This window comes from Neobacillus citreus, assembly GCF_018343545.2.
In the GTDB taxonomy this organism is placed as follows: Bacteria; Bacillota; Bacilli; order Bacillales; family Cytobacillaceae; genus Neobacillus; species Neobacillus citreus.
Map to the genome: position 1 here is coordinate 21830 of NZ_JAGYPE020000063.1, position 10964 is coordinate 32793.

Here is a 10964-nt window from a genome sequence, read left to right on the forward strand (position 1 = left end):
ATAATATCCGCCATCATTGAAGTTGAAGGTAATCGTTGGCTTTGTATTATCGACTGTGTAATGGATAGTATATTCATTTTTATTCCCAGCTTTATCCACTGCAGTAATAACAGCTTTATGCTCTCCTTCTGTAAAGACTAAATTACTTGCAGTTATCCCGGTTTCTGGGTCTAAATTAGCATCGTGAACCTCGTAATAATCCCCGATATTTTCAAGTGTCTCTTTGTTATAATACCCGCCATTTACCAATTTTGAAGTGATTTCTGGTCGTGTATTGTCAACCGTATAAGTAGCAGAAGCACTACCTGTATTTCCGGCGGCATCTGTTGCTGTTACGGTAACCGTATGTGTAGTTTCTGCTTCCTTATTGTATCCGACAATATTTGTTGTCGGCACGGGGCTGCTGTCATCAACTTTATATTCCGGTTCGTCCGGAAGTGCAGACGACTGGTAGTAACCACCATCCTTCGGCAGGCTAATCGACACGACTGGATTCTTATCATCAACCGTGTAGGTAATCGATTCTGTTGTGCTATTTCCTGCAGCATCCCTTGCTGTAACCTTTAGAGTGTGTGTTCCCTCTGTAACTTTAAGTGCATCTGCCACGACACTTATTACACCATTATTATCGGAAGCAGTAAAATATTCATTTAGTAGATTAGCAGATTGATAGTAACCGTTTGCTTTTAAGTTAAACGAAATGGTTGGTGCGCTGTTATCAACAGTATAATTAACTCTTTCAGTTGTTGAATTTCCTGCTTTGTCTGTTGCAGTAATGATCAACGTATGTTGTCCTTCAGTTAAAACAAATGGAGAAACTTCCACATTATCTATGTTGGCGTCTTCGACTGAATAAAAACCGGATAAATTCTCTAGATAGCTAGATTTGTAGAAGCCACCGCTGGCAATCTTTTGGGAATCAATCGTAATGACCGGATCTTTCGTATCGACATAGTACTCAACATTTTTTGTTGTTGAGTTCCCGGCAGCATCAGTCGCATTTACACTTGCCTGATAATGGCCATCGGTTGTTCCGAAACCATCAGCTTTAGTTGTAACAGGATTTTTGTCAAAAATAGAAAAGAAGTCTTCTATTCCATTTAATGAACTTGTATTGTAATACTTTCCATTTTCTAAGTGAATTGTTACAGTAGGTTCTGTGTCATCAATGGTGTAAGTGGCAGTAGCACTGTTATAGTTTTTTGCAAAGTCAAAAGCACTAACAGTTACTGAGTGTGTTCCTTCTGATAAATCAAGTGTTGAAGCTTTAATCGAACCTTCATCTAGATTATCATCTTCAACCTTGTAATAAGGGTTAAAAGCACTGAAAACACTCGATTTGTAGTAACCGCTATCTTCAAATTTGAATGAAATTGACGGGGCATCGTTATCAATAATATAGGTAAAATTTCTTTCCGTTTTGTTTCCAGCCCGGTCAATCGCGGTAATATGAACAGTATGCTGGCCAACGGTTAAGTCTAATTCATCAGCAGTAAGAGTTATCGTTGGTTCATTAACCGAATAATAATTTTTAGTTTTATCCTTTAATTTATCGGCATTATACACACCACCATTAACGATGTCTGCAGTAATGACTGGAGGTGTGTCGTCCACTGTATAGGTAATTTCAGAGGATGTACCAACATTCCCAGCTAAATCTTTAACGGAAACCGTTAATTTATGTGTTTCTTCAGCCTTACTCCAGCCGGTAAATGTGGCAGGTACTTGATAATCTTCATTAACAGTAAATTGTGGTTCATCTGGTAACTGACCAGATTGATAGAAACCGCCATTAACAGGATTAGTGATGGTAACGATTGGTGGTGTTGTATCATTTGGCAGAACTTTTACTATTAAGTTGTCACTTGTAGCATTTACAACTTCATTTCCTTTTCCATTTTCGTTATTTTTAATGGTCACATTGACTGGAACTGTGTACGTCCCTGGAACTGCGTTTTTTGCATTAATTTTACCATTAAGAGTATTAGAAAAGGTTTCACCGGAAAATGGAACAATAGTTGCAGATCCCGATTTGTCTGGGGTGGAACCAGAAATTTGATAATTGGTATATACCGTAATGGCCCCGGATGTATTGTTTTTATTTCCACCTGTGTAAGATAATTTTAGGTCGTAGTTCACACTCGAACCTTGAACAACCTCAATGACTCCTCCTGATTCCCCTTTAAATTCAGGTACTGCTTCTAATTCTGCGGCAATAGCTGAAAGCGTCGGAATCATTCCGGATACAAGTAAAACCAACAGAGTAACAAACGTTTTCTGTAATTTTTTAAACATACCTTTCTTCCTCCTAGATAAAGAAAATAAACACTAAGAGGGCCGGTTACACTACTAGCTCCATATAACCAAAGTGTCCAAAATAAGGTTATATTTCAACGCTTCCCTAAAATAATATGAATTTTGCCAATCCCCCCTAATTACTAGTAAATTTTTAATAGAAAAATACAAAAAAATAGGGCAAAAGATATACCTATATAGCTACATGTTATCCTGCCGGGAAATAATTAGATAGTGTTTTTGTTCGACAAAAAATAACAAAAACACAATATATCGAACAGGTATAAAGCTAGATTAATAGAAATAAAAAACCAAGCCACAACTCTGAGTCGTGGCTTGGTTTTTTAACCTAAATCAATGCGTCTTATTAGGCAATTTTTTAGCAGGCGTATCACTGCCCTGATTCTGTCTGTTTTTTAAATCCTTTGCCTGATTTTCATGTAGCTTTTCAACAAACTCATGGGTGCTGCCTTCAAGATTTTTATCCATTATTCGAACCTCCTATTTAAATTGAACAATGGTTAATGTAACCAACCACACCCCAAAACATGCAGACACAAAAAAATCCCCTCGTCAAAAGGGGATTTTTCAAATATCTTAGATAACGCCCTGCACAATCATCGCGTCAGCGACTTTAGTGAATCCGGCAATATTGGCGCCAACCACCAAGTTGCCAGGGAAGCCGTACTCTTCGGATGCCTTGACAGCATTTTGGTAAATGTTAATCATGATTTGATGCAGTTTAGCATCGACTTCTTCAAACGTCCAAGATAAACGCTGGCTGTTTTGTGCCATTTCTAGTGCGGATACTGCTACACCGCCGGCATTGGCTGCTTTACCAGGGCCAAACAGAACATCGTTGTTTAAAAATACATCGACTGCTTCAAGAGTGGATGGCATGTTAGCGCCCTCGGCAACAGCTTTCACGCCGTTTGCCACCAGCATTCTTGCAGACTCTTCATTGATTTCATTTTGTGTTGCACAAGGAAGAGCGATATCGCATGGAATCGACCAGATGCCGGAGCAGCCTTCATAGTACTGCGCTTCCGGATGGTACTTCACATACTCGCTGATGCGCTTGCGGTCCACTTCCTTAATTTGTTTCACAGTCTCGACATTAATGCCGTTTTCATCATAGATATAGCCGCATGAATCGCTGCAGGCCACAACTTTAGCGCCAAGCTGGGTAGCTTTTTCGATCGCATAGATGGAAACATTGCCGGATCCAGAGACAACGACGGTGCTGCCGGCGATGCTTAGGCCTTGATCTTTCAGCATTTCCTGTACGAAATAAACGGTACCGTAGCCGGTCGCTTCGGTTCTTGTTAAGCTTCCGCCGTAGCCGAGGCCTTTTCCGGTTAAAACGCCAGCCTCATTGCCGCCGCGGATTTTTTTATAATAGCCGAAAAGATAGCCGATTTCTCTTCCGCCGACACCGATATCCCCGGCAGGTACGTCGACGTCTGGGCCGATGTGGCGATAAAGCTCTGCCATAAAGCTTTGACAGAAGCGCATGATTTCGCGGTCTGATTTACCCTTAGGGTCGAAGTCGGAGCCGCCTTTGCCGCCGCCGATGGGCTGGCCTGTTAATGAGTTTTTGAAAATTTGCTCAAAGCCCAAGAATTTAATGATGCTGGCGTTAACTGATGGATGAAAGCGCAGACCGCCTTTGTATGGCCCGATTGCGCTGTTATACTGGACACGGAAGCCACGGTTCACGTGCACCTTGCCTGAATCATCCACCCATGGAACACGGAAAGTAATAACCCTCTCAGGTTCAACGATTCTTTCGAGAATTCCCTCCTGCATATATTTTGGGTGTTTCGCAAATACAGGCACAAGCGAATCGAAAATTTCCTTAACGGCCTGATGAAATTCACTCTCGAATGGATTGCGGCTTTTCACCGTTTCAAAAACTTCACTTACATAATCCCTTGCTGCCTGTGATCCTGACTGTTTTACATGCTCAATAGTTTGCATGAAATCACCCCTTTTTAAAAATAATAAATTTGTCCTAAATACTGAATATTTTATTTTTTCGCGTCAATTAATTTTATTATGTAAAATCAATCTAATCAATATTAATAATAGATATAATTAATACAGGAATGAGATTGATTGGAAGGGGCATGAAAAAAATGGAGCTCAGGCAGATCAAATATTTTATAGAAGTGGCTAAACGGGAGCATGTGACAGAGGCGGCGTATCGGCTCCACGTTGCGCAATCTGCAGTCAGCAGGCAGATTTCCAACCTGGAGGAGGAGCTTGGGGTCAGCTTATTTATCCGTGAAGGGCGAAATGTCAAACTGACGCCGATTGGTGAAATGTTTTTAAAGCATATGGAACAGGCGGTCAAGTTAATTGACGATGCCACAAGTGAGGTAGAGGAATTCCTTGATCCTGAGAAAGGGACAATCCGTATTGGGTTTCCCAGCAGTCTAGCGGGGTATACGCTGCCAACAACGATTTCAGCCTTTAGAGAGCGGTATCCTAATGTAAAGTTTCATTTAAATCAGGGATCCTATGCCTATTTAATTGAAGGGGTAATAAAGGGAGAGTTTAATATGGCGCTAATGGGCCCGGTGCCAAAGAAGGAAAAGAAAATTACTGGGAAAACGCTTTTTACCGAAAACATTGTAGCCTTACTGCCCGAGTCCCACCCACTAGCTAGTAAACGAGTATTGAAGTTAAGCGACTTGCGGGATGAACCCTTTATCGTGTTTCCTCAGGGCTTTATTTTGCGTAAGATCATTGTGGATGCCTGCGCGCAACTTGGCTTTGAGCCCATGGTGGCCTTCGAGGGCGAGGATATTGATGCCATTAAGGGGTTGGTTTCTGCCGGACTGGGCATTACGCTGATTCCTGAAATCACGCTTATCGACAGCCTTCCCCGCTCAACGGTTAAGATTGCTGTCACAGAGCCTAATGTCAGCCGCACGGTCGGCGTCATCATCCCGGCAGAACGCAGCCTTTTGCCTACTGAAAAACTGTTTTATGAGTTTTTGAGCGAGTTTTTTGGCATGCTGGACCGATTTCAAATTTAATTTAAAAAAAATGACGCTAATAGACAGTCGATGGATATTACCATAACCATCATACATATGTATTAAGGATGCCCTTGTTGGTTTTGAACTGTACATCTGCAAATGCCACATAAATAAGGAGGCTTTTGATGGTGTTATGGACAATTTTGACTGTTCTATTGGTAGTCTTCATTGGCGGGCCGCTTTGCTTCTTCCTGTGGCTGCGTAATTTGGCAAAAAAGCCGCAGCACTCGATTATCCGGGCCTATCCCTATTTCGGCTGGATCCGCTATGCGCTGGAAATGCTGGGTCCAAAGCTGAGGCAGTATTGGTTTGATGATGATAATGGTGCAAGGCCGTTTTCCCGTGCCGATTATTTAGGAATTGTTTTTTCGGCGAAATATCGGACTGACTTAATCAGCTTTGGCTCGAAGCGGGACTTTGAGCAGCCCGGCTACTATATTGCCAACGGCCTGTTTCCCCTTTTAAAGGAGGAATTAAGAGTCGACAACCAAGAAAAGGTAGAGGGGATGAAATACAAAATTGACCATGAAGGTTTATTTTTCCGCAAGGAGCACTTAGCGGAAGATCAGATTCCACGCTGGCTTTTTCATGAGGAGGAGGCTGTTGTGGTTGGCGGTGAGCGGAGGGAGCCATGGAAGCTCTACGGCCCATTTGGGGCATCGGCCACCTCCTATGGTTCCGTTGGTGAGAACTATATTCTTTCTACTGGGTATGGCTGTCAAATGGCTGGAGGCTCCTGGTTAAATACAGGCGAAGGCGGGATTGCTCCGGAACACTTGTCCGGCGGGGCAGATGTTGTGGCACAGATTGGACCTGGCTTGTTTGGCTTTCGCGATCATGAGGGTAATTTTTCAATCGAGGTATTTAGAAAAATTGCTTTGGAGCCGGCGATTAAAGCCTTTGAACTGAAGTTTGGCCAAGGGGCAAAAATTCAGGGCGGCCACCTTGAGGGCGCGAAGGTGACGGCTAAAGTTGCAAGCATTCGCAAGGTGAAAGAGGGCGAGACGATTATTTCCCCAAACCGCTTTTCGTTTTTACGTAACGCCGAGGCAGCCTTGGAGTTTATTAAACGATTGCAGGATGAAGGCGGGAAACCGGTTGGCATAAAAATTGTTGTGGGGTATCAGTTGGTTTTGGAAGAGTTTTTTGGAGCGATGAAGAGGCTTCAGATTTATCCTGATTTTATTACGGTGGACGGCAGTGAGGGCGGATCGGGCGCAACGTACAAAGCGATGGCGGATACAATGGGGCTGCCGCTTTACCCGGCGCTGCTTGCTGTGGTTGACAAGGCCCATGAATACGGCATCCGCGATCGGTTTAAGATATTTGCCTCCGGAAAACTGATTGCGGCTGATAAAATAGCAATTGCCCTCGCGATCGGCGCCGATGCGGTGAACTCGGCACGCGGCTTTATGATGGCGAACGGCTGCATTATGGCACTGCAATGCCATACCGGCAAATGCCCCGCCGGCGTCACCACGACCGACCCTAAGCAGCAGGAGGCGCTCGTGCCTGAGGAGAAGAAATGGCGGGTCATGAACTATATTATCAGCATCCGGCAGGGGCTGTTTGCCCTCGCGGCGGCGTGCGGCCTAGACTCCCCTAGAAAATTTACCCGTGAGCATATTGTTTTTATGGGTGCGGATGGCCAAGTTAGGCGATTATCGGAGCTATTTCCCCTTCCAGAAGAAGGTCCCGCTGTCGTGGATAAATAACTTGCCAAATTATGGGATTGACATTATATTCATAGTGAAAACCTACTAAAAAGGTTGTGGGGCTATGGCGCTGCCAAACGATATCGTCCATGAGAATGGGAGTTTAAATGCCAGTTTGATAGTAAAAAAGGAACGCCTTTATCAGGGCATGAACGGCAGGTTCGTTGAGCGGTTTTATTTGTCTCCTAAGGAAAGCTACATTTTTAAACCGCTGACGAATAACGCCCAGATGGGTAAAGAGACCTGGATTCATGAGCATGTACTCAGCCGGTTCCCAGCCATTTATCCAAAAATTTTGGCTTACTCCAAGCATGATAACCCTGTTTTAAGCTGGATGATTCTCGAGGACCTCGGCCCGCTTTCGCATGAGTTTACGGAGGAAACGGTCCTTGATGTGGCCAAGTGGATGGCCTGGTGGCACTCCCTTCCGTTGAAGTCGTTTGCGGATGTTCCGTTGACCGGGTTGAAGCCTCGGATTGAGGCGGTGGCGGAGGAGGTCTGCGAGAATAAGGATGCCCTCCTTGGGATGCTTCCGCGATTGGGGCTCACTGGAAAACAGGCTCTGCATGTGTTTAAACAGCTTGATAGTTTCCTATTTTCAAAGCTTCAGGTATTATCACACGGGGATTTGCATTTGGGGAATTACGCTGTCGTGAAGGGGAAATTGATCATTCTGGACTGGGAGCACGCCCATTTGAATACGCCCTTCTGGGATTTATATCATTTGCTGGATATGTCACATCCGATTTTCCCCAAAAAGGTAACTAAGGGGTTTCGGGAGCAGGTTCTGGAGTTATATCTTGATGCTGTCGGGCTGGAACTGGAAGGTGCCGCGTTTATTCGGGAATACTATTTATTTTCTGCCGTGTATTCAATGTGGATGATTCTGTTGATTCAAAAAGATTTGTTGGCTGACGCTGGCAAGTGGTCGAAGGAGCAGCTGAAGAGGCAATTGCAGGAGACGGTTTCGAGTTTAAGGCAGTGCGCGGAGGCGCTTGCTAATTTATAGATAAAAAAGCTAACCTAAGGCGGTTAGCTTTTTTCTTTTTTAAGCCTTTTTTTCAAAAAGCTTAATGACTTCAATGATGGTTTCAGTTGCTTTCACCATGTTTTGCACGGAAATGAATTCGTATTTGCCGTGGAAGTTTTCGCCGCCGGTAAAGATATTTGGCGTCGGCAGACCCATGAATGATAGCTGGGAACCGTCTGTACCGCCGCGAATTGGCTTAATAAGCGGCTTGATGTCCAAGCTCTCCATCGCTTCCTGGGCAATATCGACGATTTGCTTGACCGGTTCGATTTTTTCGCGCATGTTATAGTATTGGTCTTTCATCTCAAGCTGGACGGTGTTACTGCCGTATTTTTCGTTTAGCTGCTGGACAATGCTTTCCATCGTCGCTTTTCTTTTATTAAAAATTTCTCTGTCATGGTCGCGGATGATGTAGTTGAGCTTGGTTTGCTCGACATCGCCGTTAAAGGACAGCAAGTGGAAGAAGCCTTCGTACCCTTCTGTGTACTCCGGTGCTTCCTGCGTCGGCAGCTGGCTATGTAATTCCATCGCGATTTTCATCGAGTTGACCATTTTGTCTTTAGCGGAACCAGGATGAATATTGTTACCTTTTATCGTGATTTTTGCACCCGCGGCATTGAAGCTTTCGTACTCAAGCTCGCCTAGCGGACCGCCGTCAACAGTGTAAGCATACTTCGCGTTAAAGGCCGCAACGTCAAACTTATGTGGCCCCCTGCCGATTTCCTCATCAGGCGTAAACGCAACGCGGACCTTACCGTGCTTAATATCTGGGTTTTGAATTAGATGCGCCATCGCTGTCATGATTTCGGTGACGCCGGCTTTGTTGTCGGCCCCAAGCAGCGTGGTGCCGTCGGTTGTGATGAGTGTATGGCCTTTATAGTCTTTTAGGCTCGGGAAGTCGTTTGGTGACATAATGACGTTCAGGGCCTCGTTTAGGACGATTTCCCCGCCTTGATAGCTTTCAAGAATTTGCGGATTAACGTTTTTGCTTGTAAAATCAGTCGCTGTGTCAACGTGGGCAAGGAAGCCGATGGTTGGCACTTCTTTATCGGTATTGGACGGCAGCGTCGCCATAACATAACCGTTCTCGTCGATGGTCACCTCTTGCATGCCGATTTGGTTGAGCTCTTCAACCAGCATGCGCAGCAGCGTCCACTGCCCTTCCGTTGATGGACAAGTCTCACTGCTTTCGTTGGATTGCGTATCCACTTTCACATAGGAAGTAAATCGTTGAATCAATTCCTCTTTCAATTTAGCACACTCCCTTTTTATATATTTTCATGATTATCATATCACTTTATGAGAGCGGATACACGTATTTGAAGGGGGTGGCTGCTGGTCGGTTTTGGTTTACTGTCGTATAGGGCTCTGTTACTGTCGGATGAGCCTCCGTAACTGTTGTATAACCGGACATTACTGTCGCGGCCGGATTTTACTGTCGGATGAGACCTGTTTACTGTCGTATAGGTACTAATTACTGTCGGATAAATCCCAGTAACTGTCGTATAGCCGAACTATACTGTCGTCCCTATCTATGTCTGTTTGGAATATAGATTCCCCCTGTGTTTTGATGAAAACAGCTGCTACTCAGATCCATAAAATATGACCTATTTCGAAATGTACCCTCGCTTTGCAAATTCATACTTTGAAAATCCGTTTCGCGACCTGGATATCCACCCCCAAAAACTCCCGGCACTCCCGATTCGTAATGGTCCTTTTCACCACCAAAAACCACTCCAATAATGTCCTTTCATGGGCCAAATGGTCTGTTGCACCGCAAAAAGGGCAAATCCATGTGCGAGGTGCCTTCACCATTCCGAATTTGTAGCACACAACGCAACGCACTCCATTTTTAAAATCACCCCGCGAGATTTTGTAGGACTCTGAAATCGGTTTTGGAATAAAAGGCTGGTGGCTCTTGAGGAGCTCTAAAGAAAGCCAATGGAAGGTTTCTGGGTCCAACTTAAAGTCTGGCTGCGGGATATTTCGAATGAATGAGGGTATCAAGTTGGGGAATAAAAGCCGCGTTTTCGCTGGGGGAACTGCAACAATCTGCTTCGGATAGGCTAGAACAACGGAACCGTAAATAGGAATGCGGATATTGTGCTTCCGTAACCAATCACTCAATAATTCGTAATTGCGTTCCAATTGGACTACTGGACTTTCGAAGCCGTCCTTGTGTCCATCATCACGGGTTCGGATTAATTGTGGTGGATTATCCTTAAATTCGAGGACCCCAGCGATGTTTTTGACCTCAAGAATATTGCCAAACCAGGGAGTCAGTCCAAAGGAGTCGATTTGAAACTTTCCATCTGAGGAAGGCCGTAAATCATGATAAACGTATTGTGCAAAGGAAAATGAAGTTTTTCGAAAAATCTCTGCCACCCGTTCCTCCCCAGCAATTCCGGCCTCAACGGAAACCTGCTTTCCGGATAATACAGGAATCATTGGGTGATTAGGTGCCAGCCTGCTTTGAGCGGAAATCAAACCTTCTAACGTTAATGATCGATCTCTGTCTTTCATGAGCACCTCCATTAAAATTTTGTCGTACATTCGCATCGTACCACACACCAAATCCCCATACTATCGCCATCAATATAAGTTCATTTTTTTGTAAAAAATATAGGATTGACCACTGTTGACCAAAATGGTCAATAGGAATAAAATGTAATTGGCCAATACGGTCAACGTCTAAAATTAAAGGAGTGGGAGCACCTAAATGTTTTCGAAATTCCTCAACCTAGATAAAGAAAAACAAGACCGAATTATAAATGCAGCCATCAAAGAATTTGCCCAGAAAGGCTATGATAAGGCATCGACTAATGAAATTGTAAAGGAAGCGGGAATTTCGAAGGGGCTTTTGTTTCATTATTTTCA

The 10964-nt window shown here is 44.2% G+C and carries 9 protein-coding genes and 1 riboswitch; of the genes, 4 read left to right on the top strand and 5 right to left on the bottom strand.

Annotation, left to right across the window (positions count from 1 at the left end; all coding sequences use genetic code 11):
* The 3 genes from KHB02_RS24370 to gdhA form a co-directional block, all read right to left on the bottom strand.
* On the bottom strand, positions 1–2295 hold a 2295-nt coding region (locus tag KHB02_RS24370; protein WP_241114065.1), incomplete at its 3' end, for an Ig-like domain-containing protein.
* Between the two features lie 31 nt (positions 2296–2326).
* Positions 2327–2410: riboswitch (cyclic di-GMP riboswitch) on the bottom strand.
* A gap of 239 nt (positions 2411–2649) precedes the next feature.
* A complete protein-coding gene (locus KHB02_RS24375) occupies positions 2650–2784 on the bottom strand; it encodes a DUF4023 domain-containing protein (RefSeq protein WP_213147886.1) in 135 nt (44 codons plus the stop codon).
* Positions 2785–2892: 108 nt separating this feature from the next.
* The gene (gene gdhA / locus KHB02_RS24380) at positions 2893–4275 is read right to left on the bottom strand and encodes an NADP-specific glutamate dehydrogenase (RefSeq protein WP_213147887.1); all 1383 of its coding nucleotides are present in this window, start codon (positions 4273–4275) and stop codon (positions 2893–2895) included.
* Between the two features lie 158 nt (positions 4276–4433).
* Here gdhA and gltC point away from each other — a divergent pair, with 158 nt between their 5' ends.
* The 3 genes from gltC to KHB02_RS24395 all read left to right on the top strand — a co-directional run bounded on the left by gltC (position 4434) and on the right by KHB02_RS24395 (position 8066).
* Positions 4434–5339: a glutamate biosynthesis transcriptional regulator GltC gene (gltC, locus tag KHB02_RS24385; RefSeq protein WP_213148103.1), complete on the top strand. Its 906-nt coding sequence runs from the start codon at positions 4434–4436 to the stop codon at positions 5337–5339.
* 128 nt (positions 5340–5467) lie between these two features.
* Positions 5468–7057 carry an FMN-binding glutamate synthase family protein gene (locus KHB02_RS24390; protein ID WP_213147888.1) on the top strand — a complete coding sequence of 530 codons (1590 nt, stop codon included), beginning with the start codon at positions 5468–5470 and terminating at the stop codon, positions 7055–7057.
* Between the two features lie 64 nt (positions 7058–7121).
* Complete coding sequence (locus tag KHB02_RS24395) at positions 7122–8066, top strand: phosphotransferase (RefSeq protein WP_213147889.1); 945 nt, start codon at positions 7122–7124, stop codon at positions 8064–8066.
* A 39-nt stretch (positions 8067–8105) separates the two neighbouring features.
* On the opposite strand, the gene pepT is transcribed toward KHB02_RS24395, so the two are convergent.
* Together pepT and KHB02_RS24405 are read right to left on the bottom strand one after the other, a co-directional pair.
* Complete coding sequence (gene pepT / locus KHB02_RS24400; RefSeq protein WP_213147890.1) at positions 8106–9338, bottom strand: peptidase T; 1233 nt, start codon at positions 9336–9338, stop codon at positions 8106–8108.
* A gap of 387 nt (positions 9339–9725) precedes the next feature.
* Positions 9726–10610, bottom strand: coding sequence for a nuclease-related domain-containing protein (locus KHB02_RS24405; protein WP_241114066.1), 885 nt, complete (start codon positions 10608–10610; stop codon positions 9726–9728).
* A gap of 196 nt (positions 10611–10806) precedes the next feature.
* Between KHB02_RS24405 and KHB02_RS24410 the strand changes: the two genes are divergently transcribed.
* On the top strand, positions 10807–10964 hold a 158-nt coding region (locus tag KHB02_RS24410), incomplete at its 3' end, for a TetR/AcrR family transcriptional regulator (RefSeq protein WP_241114068.1).

Excerpts from the sequence above, each read along its gene's own strand:
- gdhA (WP_213147887.1), bottom strand. The coding sequence starts at position 4,275 with ATGCAAACTATTGAGCATGTAAAACAGTCAGGATCACAGGCAGCAAGG.
- KHB02_RS24395 (WP_213147889.1), top strand. The coding sequence starts at position 7,122 with ATGGCGCTGCCAAACGATATCGTCCATGAGAATGGGAGTTTAAATGCC.
- KHB02_RS24405 (WP_241114066.1), bottom strand. The coding sequence starts at position 10,610 with ATGAAAGACAGAGATCGATCATTAACGTTAGAAGGTTTGATTTCCGCT.
- gltC (WP_213148103.1), top strand. The coding sequence starts at position 4,434 with ATGGAGCTCAGGCAGATCAAATATTTTATAGAAGTGGCTAAACGGGAG.
- KHB02_RS24375 (WP_213147886.1), bottom strand. The coding sequence starts at position 2,784 with ATGGATAAAAATCTTGAAGGCAGCACCCATGAGTTTGTTGAAAAGCTA.
- KHB02_RS24390 (WP_213147888.1), top strand. The coding sequence starts at position 5,468 with ATGGTGTTATGGACAATTTTGACTGTTCTATTGGTAGTCTTCATTGGC.